The sequence below is a fragment of the Paraglaciecola sp. genome (assembly GCF_039964565.1).
In the GTDB taxonomy this organism is placed as follows: domain Bacteria; phylum Pseudomonadota; class Gammaproteobacteria; order Enterobacterales; family Alteromonadaceae; genus Paraglaciecola.
Genome location: NZ_JBDVXF010000026.1, coordinates 1 through 24,208, shown reverse-complemented (window position 1 = coordinate 24,208; position 24,208 = coordinate 1). Strand labels below are relative to the sequence as shown.

The 24,208-nt window shown below is 41.0% G+C and carries 17 protein-coding genes and 1 riboswitch; of the genes, 3 read left to right on the top strand and 14 right to left on the bottom strand.

What is annotated here, in order from left to right; genetic code table 11:
* Positions 1-35: 35 nt before the first annotated feature.
* From ABJK37_RS10455 to ABJK37_RS10400, 12 genes are all read right to left on the bottom strand, one after another.
* Complete coding sequence (locus ABJK37_RS10455) at positions 36-1,058, bottom strand: iron ABC transporter permease (RefSeq protein WP_348352952.1); 1,023 nt, start codon at positions 1,056-1,058, stop codon at positions 36-38.
* On the bottom strand, positions 1,055-1,900 hold the full coding sequence (locus ABJK37_RS10450; RefSeq protein ID WP_348352950.1) for an ABC transporter ATP-binding protein: 846 nt from the start codon (positions 1,898-1,900) through the stop codon (positions 1,055-1,057). Before ABJK37_RS10450 ends, ABJK37_RS10455 begins: the two co-directional genes overlap by 4 nt.
* Positions 1,901-2,044: 144 nt before the next feature.
* Positions 2,045-2,184, bottom strand: a riboswitch (cobalamin riboswitch).
* Positions 2,185-2,566: 382 nt separating this feature from the next.
* Positions 2,567-3,460 (bottom strand): hypothetical protein, encoded by an 894-nt coding sequence (locus ABJK37_RS10445; RefSeq protein ID WP_348352947.1) that lies wholly within the window; start codon positions 3,458-3,460, stop codon positions 2,567-2,569.
* Between the two features lie 24 nt (positions 3,461-3,484).
* Complete coding sequence (locus tag ABJK37_RS10440; protein WP_348352944.1) at positions 3,485-4,438, bottom strand: hypothetical protein; 954 nt, start codon at positions 4,436-4,438, stop codon at positions 3,485-3,487.
* 93 nt (positions 4,439-4,531) lie between these two features.
* Entirely contained in the window at positions 4,532-5,761 is a 1,230-nt protein-coding gene (locus tag ABJK37_RS10435) for a helix-turn-helix domain-containing protein (RefSeq protein WP_348352941.1), read from the bottom strand.
* A gap of 142 nt (positions 5,762-5,903) precedes the next feature.
* Entirely contained in the window at positions 5,904-7,358 is a 1,455-nt protein-coding gene (gene thiI, locus ABJK37_RS10430; protein WP_348352938.1) for a tRNA uracil 4-sulfurtransferase ThiI, read from the bottom strand.
* Between the two features lie 94 nt (positions 7,359-7,452).
* Complete coding sequence (locus ABJK37_RS10425) at positions 7,453-8,547, bottom strand: class I SAM-dependent methyltransferase (RefSeq protein WP_348352935.1); 1,095 nt, start codon at positions 8,545-8,547, stop codon at positions 7,453-7,455.
* A 74-nt stretch (positions 8,548-8,621) separates the two neighbouring features.
* Positions 8,622-8,795, bottom strand: a complete 174-nt coding sequence (locus tag ABJK37_RS10420; RefSeq protein WP_348352932.1) for a hypothetical protein — start codon at positions 8,793-8,795, stop codon at positions 8,622-8,624.
* Between the two features lie 227 nt (positions 8,796-9,022).
* A complete protein-coding gene (locus ABJK37_RS10415; RefSeq protein ID WP_348352929.1) occupies positions 9,023-10,336 on the bottom strand; it encodes a hypothetical protein in 1,314 nt (437 codons plus the stop codon).
* Between the two features lie 165 nt (positions 10,337-10,501).
* Positions 10,502-11,479: a protein translocase subunit SecF gene (gene secF / locus ABJK37_RS10410; RefSeq protein WP_348352926.1), complete on the bottom strand. Its 978-nt coding sequence runs from the start codon at positions 11,477-11,479 to the stop codon at positions 10,502-10,504.
* Positions 11,479-13,323: a protein translocase subunit SecD gene (gene secD / locus ABJK37_RS10405; RefSeq protein ID WP_348352923.1), complete on the bottom strand. Its 1,845-nt coding sequence runs from the start codon at positions 13,321-13,323 to the stop codon at positions 11,479-11,481. Before secD ends, secF begins: the two co-directional genes overlap by 1 nt.
* 144 nt (positions 13,324-13,467) lie before the next feature.
* Entirely contained in the window at positions 13,468-14,001 is a 534-nt protein-coding gene (locus ABJK37_RS10400; protein ID WP_348352920.1) for a hypothetical protein, read from the bottom strand.
* A gap of 341 nt (positions 14,002-14,342) precedes the next feature.
* Here ABJK37_RS10400 and ABJK37_RS10395 point away from each other — a divergent pair, with 341 nt between their 5' ends.
* The 3 genes from ABJK37_RS10395 to ABJK37_RS10385 all read left to right on the top strand — a co-directional run bounded on the left by ABJK37_RS10395 (position 14,343) and on the right by ABJK37_RS10385 (position 20,612).
* Positions 14,343-15,455, top strand: coding sequence for a hypothetical protein (locus ABJK37_RS10395; RefSeq protein WP_348352917.1), 1,113 nt, complete (start codon positions 14,343-14,345; stop codon positions 15,453-15,455).
* 223 nt (positions 15,456-15,678) lie between these two features.
* The gene (sbcD, locus tag ABJK37_RS10390) at positions 15,679-16,941 is read left to right on the top strand and encodes an exonuclease subunit SbcD (RefSeq protein WP_348352914.1); all 1,263 of its coding nucleotides are present in this window, start codon (positions 15,679-15,681) and stop codon (positions 16,939-16,941) included.
* Complete coding sequence (locus ABJK37_RS10385; RefSeq protein WP_348352911.1) at positions 16,938-20,612, top strand: AAA family ATPase; 3,675 nt, start codon at positions 16,938-16,940, stop codon at positions 20,610-20,612. The genes sbcD and ABJK37_RS10385 overlap by 4 nt, the downstream gene beginning before the upstream one ends.
* Positions 20,613-21,366: 754 nt before the next feature.
* Here the strand turns inward: ABJK37_RS10385 and ABJK37_RS10380 are convergent.
* Complete coding sequence (locus ABJK37_RS10380; RefSeq protein WP_348352908.1) at positions 21,367-22,194, bottom strand: hypothetical protein; 828 nt, start codon at positions 22,192-22,194, stop codon at positions 21,367-21,369.
* An 88-nt stretch (positions 22,195-22,282) separates the two neighbouring features.
* Positions 22,283-23,914, bottom strand: coding sequence for a hypothetical protein (locus tag ABJK37_RS10375; protein WP_348352905.1), 1,632 nt, complete (start codon positions 23,912-23,914; stop codon positions 22,283-22,285).
* Between the last annotated feature and the right edge of the window lie 294 nt (positions 23,915-24,208).

Genomic DNA, 24,208 nt, shown 5'->3' with positions numbered 1-24,208 from the left:
GCTTTCCTTTGTCGCTAGTTTTTTAAATGACATCTTCAATGACGTCTTTGACTCATCACCAATAGAAAAAATACACTGCCGATAGCGGATGTGATTATGCCTATTGGAATTTCTTGCTCCGAGAGCGCCACGCGGGCTAACACATCAACCCACACCATAAAACATCCCCCTAGCAGCACACAGCCGACTATGACTATGCGGCTAGTCACACCCAGCCAACTTCTGACAATATGTGGGATCATCAAACCAACAAAGCCAATACCACCACAATAAGACACAATACAAGCTGTTAGCGCGGCGCAAATTGCTAGAGACAAAATTCGTAGGCGAGTGACCTGTACTCCAAGAGTTTTGGCGTTTTCATCACCTAGTAGTAAGGCGTCCATATGACGCCCATAAAGCAATAAAATGGCTACACTAATCATCACAACCGGCAGCATGACCCAGGCATACCAAACTTCCACTCTGGCGAGGCTACCCATCAGCCAGAAAATCACCTTGTTTGCTGCAAAAGGCTCACCTAAAAATAAAATGAAATGGCTTAATGCACTCAACATAAAAGACACGGCTATGCCCGCTAAAAGCATATGTTCGGTCCGGCTACCAAAGCTTTTTAAGGCGATGATTTGCACTAAAAACACCGAAAATAAAGCCCCTAAGAATGCCGCAAAGGGCAAAGCCAGAGAAAAAGGTAGGTTAGGAAAGAATTCCATCACCCCCAGTTGGTCGGTTAATTGACTGCTAAATAACAAAGTGGCGATACTGGCACCTAATCCTGCGCCTGATACCACGCCAAACAAGTATGGATCGGCTAGACCATTTCGGGTGATATTCTGCAATGTTGCACCTGCCACTGCTAAGCCTGCACCCACTAAAAAACCAACAAAAACCCTAGGGGCGCGAATCTCCCAAAAAATCATATTGTTCACTGGATCTTGGCAACCCTGAGTTATGCATTGAATCAGCTGGCTAGTTGATAAATCTGCCGCGCCAAAAAATAGAGCCGCAATGGGGGAAACCACAACCAATAAACCTAACCATAACCATTTTAGAGTCATTTAATTAAGTCCTTGGAAACTGGCATATCATCTAGCTCTATTTCATCTGGAGGATAAAAGTCCACTCGAAAGGCTGCGTTATGTTCGCGTTTTGTGACTTGGCAAGGCAACTTGAATACTTGTTGTAGGCGAGCAGGAGTAAGCACTTGTTGTGGCGCGCCTTGAGCAACCATCTTTCCGTGGTCTAACAGACATAAATGATCGCAATAATTGGCTGCCAGAGTTAAGTCATGGAGACTCATGACCACAGTGATATTCAGCTTGTGGGCAAGGGAACGTAGCAGCTTTAGAACTTGATGTTGGTAATACACATCTAGGTGATTAACAGGTTCGTCCAAAATAATGAGCGCCGCTTTTTGCACTAAAGCACGGGCGATTAAGCCGCGTTGTTGTTCGCCACCAGATAATGCACTAAACGTTTGATTGATTTTATTCTCGAGACCGACTGTTGCAATTGCATCATGAATACTCTTGTTGTCACTGCGCGTTTGCCTGCTAAGCAAAGATTTGTGCGGCAACAATCCCATACGCACAATTTGATATAAATCTAGAGCAAACACACTGTCGTTGAGTTGATTTACTACCGCGATTTGTTGCGCCAGAGACATCGAGTCGTACTGGTTTAACGCTTTGTTTTTCCAACTTACATTATTCTGACTCGCTAATTGTCCCGACAATATTTTGAGTAAGCTGGTTTTTCCCGCTCCATTAGGGCCTAAAATGCCCATCACTTTACCTGAGTCCAAGTTCAAACTCACATCAGACAAAATCTGTTGTTGACCGATCCTCAGATTGATATTTTTAGCGACAAGGCCGCAACAATTAGACACGTGTAAACTCATACTCAGCACAACTTTCAAAATCAAAGTGGTGACTTAAGTCATGCAGGCAGGGAAACACATCAATAACAGCATAAAGCGCTACAGAGATAATGTATCCGTGTGTTCCCGCACGAAAATTAAAAAGGATTATTTGAAATAAATTTATACTTCAAAGGTATACAAGGCTGGTATCTGACTTACGTATTGATCAACGTTTACAGTTGCGGGCACAGTTTTGGATTTACACCAAATTCCCATTTAAGTTGTGCGCATACACACACAAAACCTTATTTATAGGCGCCGAAATATAGCAAGGATATCAACGGGATTCGAGGTTTAGTTGACTTTATTTGTGTCCTTGTGGGTGACTTCATCCTTGCCGTTAATGAAGTGCCCACTTTATTGTCTGAATAGCCATTATTCTACAGGATCAAAAAAGGACAGACGGAGGCAGGCTTAAATTTCGACTAATTTTTGTATTTTTGGTAAGCGTTACGAAAGGTGTTTGCCAAAAAAACGTCAATGTTTGTAAATCTATGTATTCATTTACACGGCAAAAAAGTGGTTGGGTGGTATTGTCTAAACCTCAACAACACAAGTTCTAGTTGTCGTACGCACTGATTGATAATTGGACTTTTATTCTGCCCGCTGAATTTCGCTTCCATATTTTAAAGTGTTTTCCAGTACTTACCCCTGATGTAGTCGCGTTACGATATGCTGCGATATGCTGCGATATGCTGCGATATGTGAGGCATATTGGATGATGTACTTGCCGTATTCTTCAATCTTGTCTGTTCGATTTTGCAACATACTGAAAGTGGGCAACTCTGCCATATGTTTGAGCCAGTATTTCTTGATCGCCTTTTTACCAGTCAATGCCGAGTGGTAATTGGGATAGAGTCGCGCTTTCTCGCCATAAGTTTCAACTAAGATACCAGCATCCCCCTCTAATACCGCGTCTTTGTTTAATACTTGATATGCGGCCACTTCTATTGCTAGGTCGTTATCTAACGGAATACGCGGGCCTAGCGCGGTGACAACTGAGGGAATATGATCAAAAGTCAGCTCGTCTTTGAAATCAATCCATTGGTGAAAATTCCATATGTCGGTTTCTATAAGCCATTCGAATTGGTTTTGCTGACGCCAGAGATTGGCATAACTACCGGCTAATACTCTTTTTTGTCCTGTTGGGTTGAGCATTGTTAGCTCAAATTCGCCTGACTCTACAATTATGTCATTCGCAATAGGAATAAAATCAATGGCTGATTTTTCATAACGCTGAATATCGAAACGTGAAAAAAGCGCCTCGAAAAAACGCTGAGCGTTTTGTTTACCAAAAATGGTTGGGTGAGCCTCAGGCATCAACCGGGTATCAACAGAATATTGTGTTAACAATTCTTGTGTATTTTCATCGAGCATGGCTTGCATATAACTTACCCGTTTTGGGCTTAGAGTCTGTTTAATATCAGCATTCAACACCGGATTTCCTGCATTCACACCGGTTGTTGAAAGTATCAGGCTAATAAAAATCATCACTAGATTGCGACTAACTATTGTGTATCTGTTCATCAATATTTTCATGTGATTTGTCTCATGGTTGCAGGCCTAGTACCCATCGTAATTGTGCATTCCAATATGGCGAAAAAAACGTAATTCACCGTTTTCTAAGCGTTTGCGTAAGGAAATACCTTTACCGTTAGCGCTTCCAGGTAGCCCCTCGTAAGTCCAAGCCACAGCAAATTTGGCAAATTCCAATATGAAATTATCAAAATAGATCACGTCATGGGTGTAAGTTTGCACAGACTCGATCGTTGCGCCATGGGAAGAATATTGAATTAAATAAGGGGTAAGTTCAGCCATTCCTTTTTTAGGAGGCGCCGCAAAGGGATAAAAAATGGCGTCTTGTGTATACATTTTAGCCCGTAATTCACCGTCTTTTTGTTTCACGCCTATGCGCCCTAAAGCGTGGTAGGCTTGCAATTCAATACTCGCGTTACTCGCTTTAAAGTGGTTGGGTGAAGTGCCTGAGCGTGTTTTTCTATTAGTGACCCAAAACTCTGGGTGTTTTAGGTGTTGATAAAATCCAAATGCTTCTCCAATAATTTTAAGGTCTTCGGGTATCTCTGTATTCCAAATTCGCCAATATTTACCTGTGTAGTGTGTATGCTTATCTGGCTGAACGTTTAGCCATTCAATTTCTTTTTCGAAACGGCCTATTTCAAGCACATAATGTCCTAGCTTGAGCATTTCTTCTGATTGATAACTCACTTTGTGCAAGGTACGCCGACTGTTTAAGGTGGTGAGATATTCATTAATGTCATTTATACCGTTTAATGTGGGTTGATACTCAGGCATAAAAATCGCCTTATCCCCATAGTTTTTAAGCACTTTGGCAATCTCCCCTTGAACTAGGTGTCGCTGCCAAGCCTGATTAGCTTTTTTGATAGCTTCAACGACATGCCTTTCGACCTTAGTGTCGGGGGTCGCTTGAACCATATTAATGGGTAAAAATACTTGTGTAACGCTTAACAAGATTGCAAGTAAATAGAAATTTTTCACTGTTTTGCCTCGTGTAAATTAAAGACCTAAGGCTAACAACAGATGGTTTTTAAAACGTACGGACTCAGCGGGGCGAACGCTTATGAGCCTAAACTAGATAGAAACAGCAGACGAATGAGTTTTCATTTTTGTGCGATATTGAGAAGGAGTAAGCCCCGTTTGTTTTTTAAAGGCTGTATTGAAGGTTGACTTTGAATTGAACCCGGCAGTCAAAGCTATATCAAGAATCGTTTGTTCAGACGATTCTGATAATTGACTTATAACATGTTGAATTCGATGTTCGGTTATAAACTCGTAAAAATTAGTTTGTAAATCCTGATTCAATATTTGTGTTACATAATAAGGTTTTTCTCCTATGGCCTCGGCAAATTTAGTCAAAGAAATACCACTATTTAAAGCCAGTCGAGTAATATTTTCTTTGCTGAGCAGCTTAGTTTTCACTCTTTGTCTAAATTCCTTGTCGAGTTGTGTTTTAGCGTATTTGGGTGACTTGCCAGTTTCAATCGATGCAATCTGTTCACTCGACCCAATTGTTTGATTGAGTGAGTCAAGTGTCGGTACAACTAGCGTTTCTTCATTTGTCAGGTTTTGAGTGGGTAAGGTGCCATGAAATATAAAGAATAAACAACTCAAAAGAATTGCATATTCCAAGATATTAGCAATAACAGTTATTTCAATTTGGCTTTGCCAAAACCAGCAATTAAAGGTGCGAAGTAAACTAAAGGCCAGATTGGCTAACACCAGTATCAACAGTAATTTTAATACTGACAATGAACGAACCTGTAAGTCAGAAAACTGCTGCATAGTGCGACGTACTTCAAGCTTATAAATTTTGTAAGCTTTTTGCCAGTAGAGTACCACCTGTAAAACAAACAATATTATGCAAATGGACATAGTGACGTGGATAAAATGGCCAAAATTCGGACCAAATTCAAAATTTATGAAAACGCCAGATGCCAAGACTAACGGCGTGATTAATAGGATGCTAGAAAGAATGACTCCCCATTCCCACAATCTTAAGTTATGGGACAATGATTGATTATGGCAAGGTGTTACACCATAGGCAAAGCGTAACAAAAGTGGCGCTGAAGCAAATGATAAAACAAACAATAGAGACAGCCATAAATGACTCTGGGGAGCAGGTACATAAATGATTAACCATTCACATAAGGCCATCGTCATTTTTATACCTAAAAACGCCGTTAAATAACCTTTGTTGGTTAATTTTGCTTGTTTAATAAAGCTTAGAAACAACACACAAATTAGCAAAGCAGTGATATAAAAACCACCTCTTATGGGGAGTGCGAAGTTCAAAATATCCAATTTTTTCTCGTGACTTATGCAGAGTAAATTTTAGACCCATTATGATGCAATTAAGTGTTGTGGAAATCAATAAACAAATATAGACAGTGATTTTTCGCTTGAATGTCTAATTAAGTGGCCTCTAATTAAATGGTCATAGTCATTAAGGACGGTATACCTGCACTTGTGTGTATCCCTCTTCATGCAACAACAAGGCTTGCAATTGACTCATTACCCCGCGGTCGCAGTACAAATAATAAGCATGGTGTTGTGGCAGCGAAGGAAAGACTGAGGATAGTTTGAAAAAGGGAATGTGTTTCACTGTTATTCCAGCTAATTGCAAAGGGGCTCGCTCTTGCTCTTCTGTAGAGCGAATGTCCAATACAACACATCCAGCTGGTAGTACGTCAACATTGCTCACATATTGGGTTTCTTGTTCGGCTTCTTCGGCTATGGTACGAATATCACGCATTCTGGCATCTGCTACCACACGTTCAATTATTCCAAAATCGAGTTTGCTTTCTTCAATTTCAATTTCGTTTAATTGTGCTTTAACCGTTGGTTTACGTGAAATAACGCCACAATATTCCGGCATAACTTTAGCAAAGTCTTCAGTGCCTATGTGTTTAGCTTGGGTGATAATTTCCATTTTATCCATGCAAATCAACGGACGCAGTACCAGCTTATCGGTAGCTTTATCGATAACACTGAGATTGCTCAAGGTTTGACTCGATACCTGACCTAAACTTTCCCCGGTTACTAGCGCGTCGATCGCGAGCTTATCTGCGACCTTAGCGGCGGCGCTTAACATAGCGCGTTTGAGCACCACGCCCATTTGACTGTTTTTAACATTTTTGAGGATGTCGGCTACAACAGGCTCAAAATTTACCGCGATAAACTTGACCCTATGAGATTCGCTATAGCGTTTCCAGAGGTAATAGCTGACTTGTTTTACACCTATTTCATGCTCCCGTCCGCCCAGGTTGAAGAAACAAAAATGGGTGCGCGCACCGCGGCGGATCATTTGGTAGGCTGCAACACCAGAATCGTAGCCTCCTGACATCAACGAAAGCACTTCTTCCTGCGAGGGCAAAGGCATACCTCCTAAGCATTGAATTCGACGATGGCTTTGTATTAGGGTGTTGCCATCTACTTCAAATTCGATTGTCACATCAGGATCTTTAAGCTTAACCCCGTTACTTTCGCAATGTTGGTTGATATGAGCGCCTACATATCTTTCAATGTCCATCGACGAAAATGGGTGTTTGCCGTGGCGTCTAACCCGTACCGCAAACGTTTTCCCAACTAACAATGGCTGCCAGACTTGTGTAACCTGTTTGCAAATATCGTCTAGATCCGTAAAGGTGCTTTCTTGTACCTGCAATATTTGATTGATGCCGGGTATTCGTTGTAACAAGTCAATGATTTCATCTTGTTTGTGCAGTGATTCAGGCGCAACGATTAAGGTAAGTTTATCCCAAGCCCAAACTAAGTTAATGGCCAGATTATTACGTTCAAATACTCTACGTACATTGCCTTCTAGTAAAAATGTGAAACGCTGGCGTACCCTGCGACTCTTAACGATGATTTCTGGGTGTAATCTTATAATAAACTGCAAAGTGATAAAGCTCAGAGATAAGGTAGATAAAACGAAAGGGCAGGATTATAACTAGCCTTTAGGCTATTGCAAATTCAACGCCTTACCTGCTGGCTTAGTTATCTAATCCAAAACCGTTTTTATGGGAAAACTTGATGATCGGATCCCAAATTGAAGGGGGAGTGTTGCGCGGTTTGTTGAAAAAAGTGCCGGTATATTCAGCCTTTGTTCGAAGCGAATCGGCTTGGGATTGATTCGATTTTGCAAGGTATAAACTGCCTCCAAGTGGTGCGCAATTTAACTCTTTGTGGCGAAAATAAAACTGTTCATAGGGAGCGAACAAAATTGTTTCAGGTTCGACCGTGTTAGCGATTTGGTTCTCTAGTTTATTCAACATTGCGGGATCTCGCATAGGGCGATAAAAATATACAAGGTTAAAATCTCTGTAAGTATCGAAAGTAATGCCGTCACCATGAATGACATCCCAATTTGCAATATGTACCTGTTCAAGTAATTCTCGCGCGATGTTTGCGTAACCCAAGTCATACTCAAGCCCAACAACTCGATTAAAAAACAGTGATGCTTGCATCACTTTTAAACCACTACCACAGCCAACATCGATAAATTGAGATTGGGATGCTACCCCTTGAGCTAGCAGTATCCGGTACGCAGCATGAATGTTTTCTAAAAATACACTGTTAGGAAAGGAAATATCAGCAAAACAGCCGTGCTCCTTTGCTTTGCAATCCTGTGATTCGGTATTGAATTTCCCACGTAAATAATCAAAGGCACTATCGTAGGCAGATAATTGACTAACAGTGATGTCATTCGCCGCCTTGGTGTCACGAAATAACGCTCGTTTCGTGGCCGGCACTTGCGTTCTGACCAACTCATCAATTTGTGGCCAAGCTAATAACCAGTTTCGTATTTCAAAGTGTTTAGGCAAGGCTGTGGGGAGTTCAGGGGTAGGGCAAGTATCCGCTTTTTTGGGTTCAACGTTTAGCAACATGGTTGATATTTGTTGCATGGTGATAGAGATTTGGTGGTTGTTACTCGTTATGGCGTCAAGGGAATTGTGGATTTGAGTAACATTGAAGAGATGATTTGATTCAAGGTTTTTTACCAGAGCTGCCACTAAATTTTCAGCTTGAAGCAACTTTGATGCTAATAAATCATGTAATTTAGTGGATTTTCGGCGATCACTGCACATTAGGTACTCCATGTAAAAATTTTTAAAAAAGCCAACCATAGCCATTAAATGACTGCGTCAGATAGTCTATTGTTTTAGTCGCTTTTATTAATGGTTATTTCAATATTTTTAGCATCGCCTGCAAACCATTTTTGCACGTAAATACTGCCAATGACTGCAGGCATGCCATCTGCGGGGATCTCTTTATAGCGAATACTATTTTTGTTTTGTTTTTCGAATACAAACTTAAGTGTTTTTTCAGATGACATCGCTAACCCTAACTCAATAACAGATATCCAAATTTATAGTACAGTGAAAATTAAAACAACCGGCGACGCTTGTATTCAAATTTTCGTTTCAATCAATTACCCAAAATTAAAGGAATTGAACGGCACTTTGGTTCTACGTAGCTGTTCTTTTCATTGAAATTTATTCGAGTGCAGCGCTTTCGCTTACAGTGGGTATGATAAATGGAAAGCTTTAACCTGAGTTAAGGCTACAAATTAGCTGAAAACTCAATGTGTTGACCTGGCACCAGATGTTCACTCTCTATAGTCAAAACTGGGGATTGACCACCGATTTCAAACTCAAAACTACGTGATTCGCCAGGCAGTAAACCTTTTAACGATATTGCAGAGCGAGTGCCATTTATGGCTGGATAGGCATCATAGTAAATAGGGGCGATGCCTGTATTGCTAATCGTAACTCGGCTTTGCTTAGGTGAGGCGCTAAAACTATCGATGTTAAATTTGTAACCAATGGCTAAAGAGGCCTGTTTTATACGCTGAGCAGATTGGTACCTGTATTGGTCGTTACCTATTATGTAGCTGAGATGATATTGCTGGGCGAATGATTCAAAGCTACGTCCCCAAGCTCCATTAGGTAAATTAAGTACATGTTGTTGGTCGTAGCCAGAGTAGTAATTAAATTCGCCCCCCAACATACTAGATTGGTACCGGTCTGCACCAAAAAATAGCCAGCTAGCGCGATTATATTCTGAATCACTATTTGAATGCTCTTTATGCATAAATGAATCATCAAAGACACCAAAATCTGCTTCTTTGAGACTTGGCGTTGTGGCCAAAGGTGAATAAACATCATTGGCCGCATCAATAGAAATTGACCACTGCGTGGTGTTAAAGCTCGAAGACATCTTTTCTAAGAAACTGTTTTGAAAAGCTTTACTTGGAAAGTTAATCCCTAGACTCACTGGGCCGTCGTATAAATGATATTCAGAATAAGAGCCAAAACCCACTTGCAACATGGCCAAACGAGGATCGCCATCGTACCGTGCCGCAAAGTCGACGAAAAATTGTAAACTAAAGTCTTGAAGTGCGGGGTGACTCCAATCAGGCAAAAAGGTATCTCTTCCTTCTACTTTATCGAACATTATGTTGTAACTGGCTGAATTAGCTATGGAATCAGGTACTGATATTTGGGTGTGGCCGGGGTAGGTATAGCGAAACCGTAATATTGCTTGATGCCCGCGGCCGGCGACATCATCGAGCAGTTCATCGACTACCTGCCAATTGTATTCACCCACTTGTTGAACGACATCACTAAACAACATATAGGAAAACTCTAATTGCACACTGGAACCTAAACTTTCTAGGGCGCTAGTATTGTCAGTCCAAAAAACTAAGCCTGTCATAGGTTGTACGTTGGATATGCTGGCTTGTAAGGGGATCTTGCTGAAATTCTCATTTTCAGCAAAATCAGTTTCGTCATCACTATTAGAGCTTGAACTGCAAGCTACTAACGTAAACAAAAATAAAATGTTGCATAGTTTCTGTATAGAAGTCCAAAACATCTAGGTGCTCCTTAGCAATGTAGAAACTCAACATTACCTTATCTCTCAATAAATTTCATTTAATTTGTTTTTATTTCATTTTATTGTTTTGGTTGGCTCTCAAACCCTTGTATCGACACAAGCGCCCTCGGTTTTAGGGCGTTTGTGTCGATAAATGAAAGTGTTTTAGGGGGCTTCGTCGAGTAATAACTCCTGTGCGCGGTGTTGATAAAAATCCCTGTCTAAACCAATTAGTTGCGGAATGGTGGCCGACAATGCAATGGATGACAACGTACCAAAAATCACCCCAGCAAATAACCCGATAGCAAAACCTTGCAAAGGCGGCCCGCCAAATAACCAGATAGCGCCAATAGTCGCTAAGGTTGTTCCCGAGGTAATAACAGAGCGAGTCAGAGTCGATTTTATAGCGGTATCTATAATGTCATTCATACTCATAGTGGTTTTGGCTCCCATGACCTCGCGTAATTTGTCGCCGATAACAATAGAATCATTAATTGAGTAACCTATTATGGCAAGAACACTAGCTAGCACTGTCAAATCAAAGGGTAAGCCGAGCCACGCAAATAAACCAAGTACCACTACAACGTCATGAACTAAAGCAACTAGCGAGCCACAAGCTAAGCGCCATTCGAAACGCCAAGTCAAATACAGCATCATCGCGATTGCAGCGACCAATAGCGCTAAACTGCCGTTATCGATGAGTTCAGCTCCCACTTGTGACCCAATAAATGTAGAGTCTTGTGGAGTAATGCTGTAGCTGTTTTGGTTGGCAAAAGTGGTTAACCATGCCTTATCGATGACATTTTCTGCGCCTACTGCTTGGCGTATGCTCCACTGAGTATTTGCTGAACTGCTGCTGAGCTCAAATCCGTCAGACAACACTTCGCCTAATTGCTGTTGCATTTGGGTTTTATCAATACTTTGTTCAGTGGTAAATTCAGTCATGTAACCACCGGTAAAATCGAGACCTAGGTTTAAGCCTTTAAAACCAAGACCTATGAGTGACAGTACTATCAAGGTCATGGCTAGATAAAAGCCAGCTAAACGATATTTACTGAAGCGTGTTAATGCTGGAGCTTGCTGTGTCTGCAGCTGTTGTTGTTGTTTGATGAGATCTTGCTTACCCATGGATGGACTACTCATTAGATTAACTCCTTCTGTTTAACTGCAATTTGTGGTTTAACCAAATAAGTCAATATGTGAGAAATAAACACTCCGCTGAACATGCTGGTTAATATGCCTAAGCTTAGGGTCATAGCAAAACCTTTCACTGGACCGTACCCGATACTCAGTAAGATTAACGCGGTAATCATTGTTGTTACGTTGGCATCTAAAATAGTAGAGAAGGCTTCTTTGTAACCGGTTTCAATGGCTAAAAAATTACTTCTACCTCTTAAGCGTTGTTCTTTTATTCGCTCAAAGATGAGCACGTTGGTATCAACCGCCATGCCTACAGTTAGCACTAATCCTGCTATGCCGGGCAGGGTTAATACCACGTTAGGTAATAACGCCATTAATCCCAATAAACACACTAGGTTTAACATTAAACTGATATTGGCAATCAGGCCTAGTTTGCGATACCACAGCCCCATAAATAGCAATGTTATGCCTAGACCAATGGCGAGTGCCATTAGGCCATTACCGACGTTTTCTTTTCCAAGCGAGGCTTGAATGGTACGTTGTTGCACGATAGTAATGGGCGCGTCTAACGAACCGGCCCGAAGCAGCAACGCCAGATCTGACGCTTCTTGCAAACTATTAAGATGGGTAATACTAAAACGATTACCTAATTGACTTTGAATAGTTGCTACATTAATCACCTTACTGTTTTTGACCATTTCTCCGGCACTGTTTTTGTGATATTCAGAGAAAACAGAGACCATAGGATTACCGATATTGTCTTTGGAAAACTCAGACATCTTTTTGCCACCCAGTCCGTCAAGTGTCAGGTTGACAAGGGGCGAACCCATTTCGTCACGTCCGGCGCTGGCATTTTCAATATTTGAGCCGCTGAAAATAGCTTTAGGCGCCAGACTTAAGCGTTGCCCGTTTTTATCGGTAAGGTGTTTGGCACTCGCTGTGCTGCTATTGGCCATCTCGTAAAAATCTAGCGACGCGGTTGCGCCAATAATACGTTTAGCCTGCTCAGGATCCTTAACACCCGGTAATTCGATACGAATACGGTTTTGTCCTTGGCGCTGAGTAACTGCCTCGGTGATACCCAGTTCCTCAATACGACCCCGTAAAGTAGACAGCGCCTGATGCATAATTTCTTGGTGAAAACTAAGGGTGTTTTGTTCAGAAAACCCCAAAATACCGCTTTGGTCACTGGTTTGGGTGAAACTAATGCCAGGCATTGTTTGTTGAATTTGTCGTACTAAACTTTTGACTTTCGTAAGCTGGTGGCTGAAAAACTGTACCTGAAGTTGATTGTCAAATTTGCTTTGGTTCTCAACTGCAGTACCAAGCTTAATACTTGTGCCCCTAAGGCGTTGGTCACGAATGATTTGCAAGGCTTGATCTTTAATACTGGTAAGGCGTTCTTGGTCGGCCTTGTTTGTGTCAACTTCTAACACAAACAATACGCCGCCACTTAAGTCTAATCCCAGTTTAATGGGTGACATACCTAAATTCTGTAACCATTCAGGTGCTGCAGATTGATTGGTTAACGCTATTTTGTAGCCTTCGCCTAAGGTGTCCTCTAAATGTTGTTGAGCACGATTTAACCTGTTGTCATCCCCCGCAATCACAAGCTTACTGCTGCTTCCGGTGTTAATTATTTGTTTAACCTCAATGTCATTTTTATTCAATATGTCCCGCAGTTGTTGTGTATTGGGGAGCGTTAGGTTTGCGTTGGTGGTATTGACCGATATGGCATTGTTGTTGCCATAAAAAGTTGGCAAGGCATTTAGCCCTAAAATGGTCACAGTGATAATAATGATTAAAATTTGCCAAGTGTGTTTGGGCTTGGAATTGGCTTTACGCATGAGTGTTCTCTATTGGTGCCAAGAAGCAGTGATAAAATGTACTGCTCAATTGGACTACGCGGGCGCAATAAAACGCAGGCGCGAAAAAATGTAGTACAACAAGTACTGACTAAAATTGTGCGCTGTTTAGCGCCAGAGAAGAACTTAGCTTAGGTAAGTGATAATGCCGGTATATAGGGTGTTACTTTCTTTCCAACCAGCGGTACGGCCTTGTCTATTTGTGGCACTGGGACGTAAAAACCAAGGTACAGCACTAATTGTATTTAACGGTGCTAGAAAGTGTTTTATACCTAAAATTTCGGGATGAAATTCAAAAACTAATAGGAACAGGGCTTCAATTTGTACGCTGGCGCCAAAGGTGCTGGCCGCGAGCCGCTCATGGGGCGGTAAACTGAAATTGGGGTTTATCGTGAATTCAAAAGTGGGGGCTTTTTCTGGAGAGTGACCGTTGTTACCTAGATGCTCAGCCAAATCGTTTGTGTGACTTAGATTGCTATCTAGGTCGAGCATAGACTCTAAAACTTGGGAGGGGGATAGGTTCTGGGCGTAATTGTCTGTGGTATCTAAATCATTAAACTTATTATGAAAATCAAAAGCTAAGCTAACTAGCTTAGTTGAGTTTGTGGTTTCTGGAGTGTTATCTATGGCTCGGGCAGGGCAAGCTATTGCTATTAACATAACAACACTCAAACTGAAAATTAATCCGCGCCAACACCACATCACTATTATTTAGAACTCTCAATACAATCTAGGATTTTAATTCTAGTACTTTAAAGTGCAGTTATAGTAAGGACGAAAGCTATAAAAACAAGCTAAATGACTCGAATAAAAACAAAATACAGCTTTTGGGTCATGGGTTCATACCCTTAATACCGCGTCATTCACTTAGCGGGAAGTTCGAAACCAATTGACTGCTTTTATTATCTAAAACTTCACGTCTCGGCTGATCTGACACTCAATACATAAAAACGTCATAAAAAAATGTCATGCTCAAATATTAAAATTCAGAGGGTTAGACTGTGTTTGCATCATTAGAGTTTGATTCTATCAAAACCCGCTTAATCATCATTATCGGAGTGTGTTTGTTAGGTATGTTAGTGCTAGTCGGCAACCAAATTTATAATACTGACAGATTAATTAACCTTAATACTCAAAGCAAAAAGTTACTGAGCCTAAGCAGGGAACTATTACAACTACGCCGTCATGAAAAAGACTTCCTACTGCGATTAGACCCGCAATATGTCGACCTTTTTAAAACGCGAGCCGATGACTTTTCGCAACAGATTACGCAGATAAAACCTGTTTTTGCGAAGTTAGGAGATACCAACACCCTATTTGATGAGCTTAGTCATAACTTTTTTCAGTATCGAAGCAAATTTTTTGCGTTAGTCAATTTGCAAACCCAGATTGGTCTTGATGAGAACAGCGGTTATCAGGGACGTTTTCGAGAAGCTACCCATAGTTTAGAAAAACAGTTTCAAGAACTGCGCCAAGATGATTTGCAAGTGCTGCTATTGCAAATGCGCCGTAGTGAAAAGGATTTTTTGTTGCGCAAAAAATTAGAGTATGTCGACCGAGAAACCGTGCTTTATCAGCAGCTTTCATTGGCAATTTCTCGAAGCAATCAGTTCAACGTGCAGCAACAACAAACATTACTGAATACCTACCAGCAAAGTTTTATGCAGTTAGTGTCGGCGTATCAAACCAATGGTCTAGATCACAATCTAGGGCTGCAAGGTCAATTTCGCGAACAAGCCCACGCACTGGAAAGTCAATTAACCAGAGTCAATGACAAGCTGGCGGTGCTTATTTCCAATGCTGAACAACGAGTAGAGCGCATTAGTTTGGTGATTATGACCATTACGTCTTTGGCGTTAATTATTTTACTGGTTAAAAGTTATATTACCTTTCAACGGGCATTTTTGAATTTTGTGATGTTTTTTTATCGTTGTAAAAGAGAATACCAACATATGGACAGTAAAAAGTTGGGATTTTCTGAATTTAAGTATTTAGCCACTATCGCCAACGAAATGATTGATGCGCGCTGTGAAATGGAGCGACAATTAAATGCCGCAAATAAACACATCACTGAATTAGAAAAAGCTAACGACATTAATAAACGCTGTGATTGAACGGGGCAGAGAGCCGTATCGTAAATGAAACGGTATTAAACTAGACACGCCATAGTCTTTTTTAGATTGGTCTCTGGAACGCTCTCAAAAATAGGGGCGCTCATTATCTAAAACAGTTTTTCCAGATATTGTTATTTCAATATTTTGCAGTGCCATGGGTATAATGCCGATTAGCGCATGTAGCAATGAAATACATTATTTTTGAAGTCTGGGAAGAATCGCAATGAAGATACTGCATACCTCTGATTGGCACTTGGGCCAAAGTTTCTTCACTAAAAGCCGCAAGGATGAACACCAAGGTTTTATCGATTGGTTGTTAAACATAGTGGCACAAGAGCAAATAGATGCTGTGCTAATAGCCGGTGATATTTTTGATACCGGCACTCCCCCCAGTTATGCCCGAGAAATGTACAACCAGTTTGTGGTCGACATGCAAAGGCTCAATTGTGTATTGGTGGTATTGGGTGGCAATCACGATTCGGTGTCTACCCTAAACGAGTCAAAACAACTGTTGGCTTGTTTGAATACCTTTGTGGTGGCAAGCACTGGTATGTCTATTGATGAGCAAGTGTTTACTATCCCTGATAAACAAGGCCAACCGGCCGCTATTTTATGTGCTGTGCCTTTTATTAGAGCCAGAGATGTGTTGCAAAGCACTGCCGGTGAAACCGGATTACAAAAGCGCCAAGCTTTAGGCGAGGCGATTAAGCAGCATTACCAAACGCTGTATCAAATAGCTTTAACGAAGAAACAAGAAAGCGGACTAGATTTACCTATTATTGCCACCGGCCATTTAACCGCGCTAGGTGTGAGCCAATCTGAAAGTGTACGGGATATCTACATCGGTACTTTAGATGGTTTTGCTGCAGATGGTTTCCCGCCTGCCGATTACATTGCGTTGGGACATATTCACAAACCGCAAATCGTGGCCAAGTCTGAGCATATTCGTTATAGCGGTTCACCTATACCTTTGAGTTTTGATGAACTCGGCAAACCTAAACAAGTGATGCTGGTGGAGTTTAGCGGCGCGCAGTGCTCAAGTTTAAGGCCAATTGAAGTGCCATTGTTTCAGCCGATGCAAGTGATCAAGGGCGACTTGACGGCAATAGAAAGTGCTTTACAGACGTTAAAAAATCACCAGACAGATTTACCTTGTTGGTTATGCCTAGAAGTCGAGAGCCAAGACTATTTGTCTGACTTACAACAGCGCATTCAAACCATGACCGAAGGGTTAAACGTTGAGGTCTTACAACTGCGCCGTTCGCGCAACGAGCGCAGGCAATTGCTTAGCCAAATGCAAAGTGAAACCCTAGCAGAGTTAACCCCTCGCGATGTATTTGAAAAACGCTTAGCCATGGAGACATTTGTTACAAGCCCTGAAGTTGACTCAGAAAAAACCGATGATCAGCAGCAGACTCTGCAACAAGTACGACTGCGCTTTAGCCAAATATTGTCTGAGGTAGAGCATCAGGAGACTGATGCATGAAAATTTTAAGTATTCGATTGAAAAATCTCAATTCACTTAAGGGTGAATGGAAAATTGATTTTACCCAATCACCTTTTTCCGAAAATGGCCTATTTGCTATCACCGGGCCAACAGGCGCAGGCAAAACCACTTTATTAGATGCAATCTGCCTAGCCCTATATCATCAAACTCCTAGGCTTGGGCAAATCACTAATACCTCAAATGAAATCATGACCCGAGGCACCAGCGAATGTTTGGCCGAAGTAGAGTTTGAAGTAAAAGGCACGGCTTACCGAGCGTTTTGGAGTATGCGCCGCTCACGGGGCAATGTGGATGGCAACTTACAACCCGCCGACGCTGAACTGGCCGAAGTAGCTACGGGCAAAGTGCTAGCGACCCAAATTAGGCAAAAAAGTGAAGAAGTAGAAAAACTCACCGGCCTAGATTTTGGCCGCTTTACCAAATCTATGATGTTATCCCAAGGCAATTTCGCGGCGTTTCTGAATGCCGATGAAAATAAAAGGGCTGAGTTACTCGAAGAGCTAACCGGCACTGAAATATATGGGCAGATTTCAGTTAAGGTGCATGAACATCACAGCCAAGCCAAACAAAGGTTAAACGAATTACAGGTAGGGGCGAATACCTTTCAAGTGCTCACAGCTGAGCAGAAACAAGTCTTACAAGACGAACTCAATCAATTACAAGACAAACAAACAGGCATTGAGCAACAAATTACAACCCATACAAATCATATGAATTGGTGGGACAAACTACTCGCTGCCCAGCAAAGCCAACAAGCTGCCAACCTATTAAACCTTGATGCCAAGCAAGCCATTGCTGATGCAAAAGTTGAGTTAACATTGCTTGAAAAAAGCGAACCCGCCGAACGCCTGCGCCCCAATTGGCAACGTTTAGTAGAAGTTACACTGCAACACACTAAAGCGACTGAGCAGTTGGCTGACCAGCAAGAAACAAAGGCCAAGTTACAAATAGAGCTAACCAGCGCCGCCGATAAGTTATCGTTGGCCGAACAATCATTAAAAAGCAGTAAACAAGCGCAGCAAAGTCAGGAAAAGCTAATCACCGAGCAGGTTATGCCGCTGGATAGTCAAATAAGCGCCTTAACTGAAAAACACAGTGATAAACAACAGGCTATTGGCCAATTGCAGCAACAACAGCAAGAGTCTGCCACTAAACAGCAATTACTAAACACCGAGTTAACAGCCTTAAAGGAGCAGCACAGCTTTGCTCAAAATTACCTAACTGAGCATCAAGCTGATAGTGCGGTAGGCGAACAACTTAGTGGTTGGAGTGGGGCACTTGAGCAACTTGAACGAGATAGTCAAACCGCTCAAGTATTGCAAAAGCAAACGCTAGACATTGATAGCCAACTCAATGAAAAAAAACAAGTTAAGCTAGGTCTACAACAGCAATGGCAAAACCTGTCTGAACGTTTAAATGAGCAGCAGGCAAAACAGGCAGAAAAAGAAGCCCAGTATCAAAGCTTAACCCATGAGTCAGACGCCACGGCCCTTGAAAACCAAGTTTCACATATTCATAGTCTTTGGCCTGAGCTGCATAAAGCACAAGATACCCAGCGTCGTTATTTACAATTAGAAAAAGATAAAACAGCTTGCCAGAATGAATTATCTACTAGCCAGCAACAAGTAGAGCAGCTAAGTGCGCAGCGCAATACCTTAGTGCAAAAATACCAAGAGCAAGAACAAATCTGCAAAGACTTACAACAACTGGTTAGCCAAGAAGAACAGCTAGCGCAATATCGACAGTTACTTAAAGCAGATGAAGAATGCCCATTATGCGGCGCCACAGAACATCCAAAATCATCGGCTATGGCGATAGATATTCCCGAAACCGTGAACCGAAAACAACAAGCCGAAACTTTGCTAAGCCAATTAAAACAACAAGGCACAGAGGTGCGTGAAAAACTGGATTCATTTAAGCTAAGAGCGACAGAATTACAAAATCGTTTAGCTGATTTAAGCGCACTTGAAAATGAGTTAGTCACCCAATGGCAGGAGAGGGCAGCAACACTGCAGGTAAGTTTTGTTATTAACGATCAGCCCAGCTTACAAAGCTTTGATGTGGAGCTTAAAAACCAGCTAGACCAAGTATCTAATCAATTAAAACAACTTAAGCAATTAGATAAAGAACGCCAAACAAACAAAGAAGCGTTAAACCTTACCCAGCGCGACAGTGACAAACTCAGCAGCGAACTTAAATTACTAGAACAAAGCCAACAATCCTTGCAACAAAGCAGTCAAAAAACGACCCAAGAATACACCCAGCTAATTGAGTCGATAGATAGAAACCGCAGCGCATTACTCAATAATATTGTTGCCTTAGGTTACATCGCACCGCCAGAAAATGAACTAGTACAATGGCTGCAAACTAAACGTCAAGATGTGCAGCGTTATCAGCATAAAACGCAAGAAAAGGAGCAGTTAAGTCAGCAGTTGGCAGGTAAAAGTGCTGAACATGCTGCGATGGGACAGCAGTTGAAACACCTATCTGAACAACTCTTATCGCTACAGTCAGAAGAAGTTACGCTCAAACAACAGTGGGATGAAGCCAGCAAACAGCGCCAGCAATTGTTTGGTGAGCAAACAGTGGCACAGGCCAGAGAAAATGCCAACTCTCAGCTAAACAACGCCGAACAAGCCCAACAGTTGGCTATGGCTACGCACAAACAAATCGACCTGCAACATAGTGACTTATTAGCCGCCATCAAAGCCAAAATACACCAGCAAACAGAGCTTGAACTGTTACTTAAAGAGCTCACCGAAAAATGGCATGAGCTATTAAACAACAGCCCTTTTGTTAACCAAGCCGAATTTGAAATGGCGCTGTTACCCGAGCAGCAACGCAACCATCTAATCAGTTTAAAACAAAGATTAGATACACAATTACAACGGGCGAATACCTTATTAGAACAATCCGCTGCCCAGCTCGAACAGCTTAATGCTATCGAAGAAGCGTCCTTGTGGCAGCAAACCCCACAACAAGAAGTGAAAACACTGCTACAACAGCTACAAACTGAAAAAGACCTATTGGTAGAACGCCGAGGCGGCATTAGCAGCCAATTATCAGCAGACCAACAAGAAGCCACCCGACAACAAGCCTTACTCGAACAAATAGAACAACAAAAACAAGATTACGATGAACTGAGTTACCTACACGGTTTAATAGGCTCCGCCAGCGGCGATAAATTCCGCCGTTTTGCCCAAGGCCTAACGCTAGATAACTTAGTGTACCTTGCCAACAAACAACTCGACCGCATACATGGCCGTTATTTGCTTAAACGTAAAGAAGAGCAAGGGTTAGCGTTAACCGTACTCGATACTTGGCAAGGTGACGTAGAGCGAGACACCAAAACCTTATCAGGTGGTGAAAGTTTCTTGGTTAGCCTAGCTTTGGCACTGGCTTTGTCTGACTTAGTCAGTCATAAAACCAGTATTGATTCGTTGTTTTTAGATGAAGGGTTTGGGACTTTGGATGCTGAGACTTTGGATATCGCTTTAGATGCCCTAGACAACCTGAATGCTTCTGGGAAGATGATCGGGGTGATTAGTCATATTGAGGCGATGAAGGAGCGGATACCAACGCAGTTGCGGGTGACTAAGAAGAGTGGGTTGGGGGTGAGTGAGTTGGATCGTGAGTTTGCTGTGAAGTGAGTGTGGTTTGCACCGTCACCCCATACCGTCATTCCGGTAGTCTTTTGGGCCGGAATCTCCTTGTTCATAATGCGCTGTCGCTTACCTGCATCCATGCAGTTTTTCGATTGGCATCCCTGCCAAACGACCATACTTTTTTTATAAAGTGCGTCCTGCACTTTACCTTTCAGGCCAGCTAAAGCTGTTCCATATTTATCCTGTAAATATGGTCAACAGCCAAAAAAAGTAGGCAAAAAAGGCCGCTCGCCAAATATGTTCTTCATTCGACTATCAGGTAAATTTAGCGGGTCTATAGTAACTAAGTTCAAAACCTTCAAAGTAGTCAATTACACATCCCTGATGATCGGCACCCAATCTCGACTTCTCGACAATTGCTCCTGCATTGTTCTACCTTCCGCCGTCCATGGCGGTCGCTTGTCGAGCTGTTCAACTGGGCGAAGCTGTGCTTCTAAGGAATCCAGTTTCACCCATGCAAATTGCCCCACTAAATTCACCAGATAATCGGCGAACATAAATGCGAGGGTAAATCAAAAGACAAAGAAATCGGCTTCGCCGACAACAGCTATGGTGGCTACGCCACTACTTTTCCGCAGTACCATTTTCCATAGTGTAATGATTTCATTATGCTTTATCGTTTTTGTTACAGTGAGTGTCTCGTTAAGCCGGTGATGATAATCGCTCTGAAAATCAGCTCGAAGAGATAGGTAATGCGTTGACATCGCGGGAGCGCCCATATATGTCTCTATAAGCGATATTACAATTTGTAAGAGGATTCACTAGAATGCATATTTATAATTTCAAGCTGTCCTTGGCGGACATGCTTAGGATCTGAGGAGTTCAATATCATAGCTTTTAAAGTTTCAAAGTAAGAGTCATAAAGATAGTCTCCTCTGACTAGTTCTTCAATAATTGGAACAATGGATTTCTTTTCTGCAAAGAGAATAAAGGCTCCTGTCCAAAATTCACTCTTTAAATAGCTCACGATTTCAAAAAACTGTATCGTCTCAATATATTGAGCGGTTAGGCTCTCTTGATACCTAAAATGGTCAAAAGAAATTAAATCAGTTTCTCTGTCTAAAATCAGTACATTACAAGGTGTGATTAACTCATTTAAGGCATTAATTATTATATTCACACTGTAGTTTCGGCTAAACTTTTCAATCAAATAGTTTTGCAATATATCTTTACCAATTGAACGGCACTCAAGAGAGTGCATTTTAAAAGCAACAAATTTTGCCACTTCTGATAGGATTTCAGGTCTCACAGACTGTCTATTAATTTCTCTTGCGGAATCATACTCACCTGTAAGTAACCTAATTCTCTCTTCATATAACCTACTTTCACAGTTGGGTACTTTAATTCCCTGTGAAATAAGTGTGCAAGCTATCGTAGCTAGAAGAGGATTTCCTAAAACAGAATATAGATTTCTTTTTTCGATTGATTTTTCAAGTTGTTTTGCATCTTCTTGTGATTCGCACCACCCGAATATAAACTTTATTAGTTGCTCCTCTGTAAAGGATAAAAGAGATACATTTAAGAAATTAATGTCGGCGATGTAGTCGAAGTTATCTCTGGTTGCCAAAATAATTTGGCAAGATGGAAATTCCTCTTTATGCTTATCTATGGCGTCTAGAATTCTAGGGATGTAGCTATATACTTCATCAATCCCATCAATTAGGATGCATCCAGAATCCAGAATCCAGAATTGCTTTTAATTCATCACGGCTTTCTCTGTTGGGTTTTATTGAGTGAGACTCAAGAATGAAATCTAGAAAAGCGTATCGTTTAATCGCGATTCCTTTAGTGTCAGGAATATATTTTTTGAGTATGTCCCTATACCTTGTGAGTTCTATGTAAATACAATCTCTTCTTCCATTGCTTTGACATTTAAGCGCATAACTTTGAAGTGTAGTTGTCTTTCCATAACCCGCACCTCCAAGAAGGGCTAGATCTCTAGTTGAGTCAAATAATATTGATGGAGAAAAAGATATTCTAGAATTGTATTTTTTAATATGATCATTCGTTACTCGCTTAGTGAGAGGAGATGCATTGTCAAAGAATACAGTCTGGAAATTAAGTAAAAAACTCGCGGCATCCAACAGTTCTTGGACGATTTCTGTTGAGGAATCTTCATTTTCTATTACATTTAAATTATGTTTATATTGCGTCGAAACCCTGTTTACTTCTGAGATGAAATTTTCTGAAAAATTTATTTCAACGGAGGGTTCTTCCAAAAGGCTTGATTCCTTCAATGAAATTGACCTAGATAGCTTAAGGTGCTCTTTTAAGTAATTGGTTGAAAAAAACGATTCTTCAATCTTTTTCTTTATGTCACCATCAATTTTTGATTGCTCTCCTGAATAGATTAAGTTTAATATTTCTTCGATTATTTTACTTTCATGCTCCCTCAATGTGCTTTTTGTTATTCTTTGTATATGGACCTCAAGTTTGTGTAACGCCTCCTTTTTATTTTGTATGTCGTGTTTAAGATTCTTGTTAGATTCAGACTCATACTTCAATAGCTCTTCTTGAAATTTACAATTTATGGATGCGATGTCACCAATTATCAACGGATTTTGAGCGAATGATTCTGTTTTTTTACAGGCAGAAATAAGCCACAAAATTTCTTTTTCTTTGGCGTTCAACGGGGCAAGAAATTTTTTGTAGTCTTCTATGATAAATAATGGCTTCTTTCGTCCGCCTATAAAGAACTCTAAATCACATGAATAGTCTGTAATGTTTTTTAAATTGTTACTACGTAAAGCCTTTTTTAAAGATTGATTGCCAAAAATTAAGTTTGGATTGTTCGTGATTGACGAAACAGTTGTGTTGATTTTTTTGTAGATTTCAAAACAATGGGTTCTTAAAAGTTCAGCTATTCTAGGAGACTCTAGTATTATAATTCCTTGTTTTGTATGATCTTTTATTTCATCCCTCAACCTGACGTGGAGCCTTCCTTGTACGGCTAGTATGACTTTGTCCGCGCACTTTTCTTTTCCGTCAGGCAGTGGGCGATTACGTATTAGACACTGCTGTAATTGGATAATCAGTTTATATAATTTACTATCTTGACCAATTTCTTTTTTTGAGGATTTAATTTTTTTTGACTGGATACAAACTAATTCGTAATCGCCAGTAAGATCATCATCTTTTACGGCTATGAGGTCGGCTCCAAATTCGTTTGGTCCTCCATTGAAGTCTACCCATTTGTAGTTTTTAGCTTCAAAAATCGGCTTAAGTATACTTTGGGTGAAGTAATCTTCGCCCAGTTTTTCAATATGATTGATTACCCGATCTGTCATTAAACTACCTTTTTACCTAGTCTGTAGATATTGCTTTTGTTGTTGAAATAACGTTCACATCACACAATAGGGTATATCAGAGATCAAAGGCTACCAAGCGATATATTTTGAGATATACATGAAAACAAAGGAGTTTTATCGTTTAGGAAATCAATAGGGTCAGAGACTGAGGTATCCCCACGAAATAAGTTGGTAAGTCATTGTTAAAATAATTTGGAACATTCAAGGTATTTGGTGATCAGATCAATCGCCAAACATCTCTAAAGACCAATACCATGAATGAAGTTGTTATTT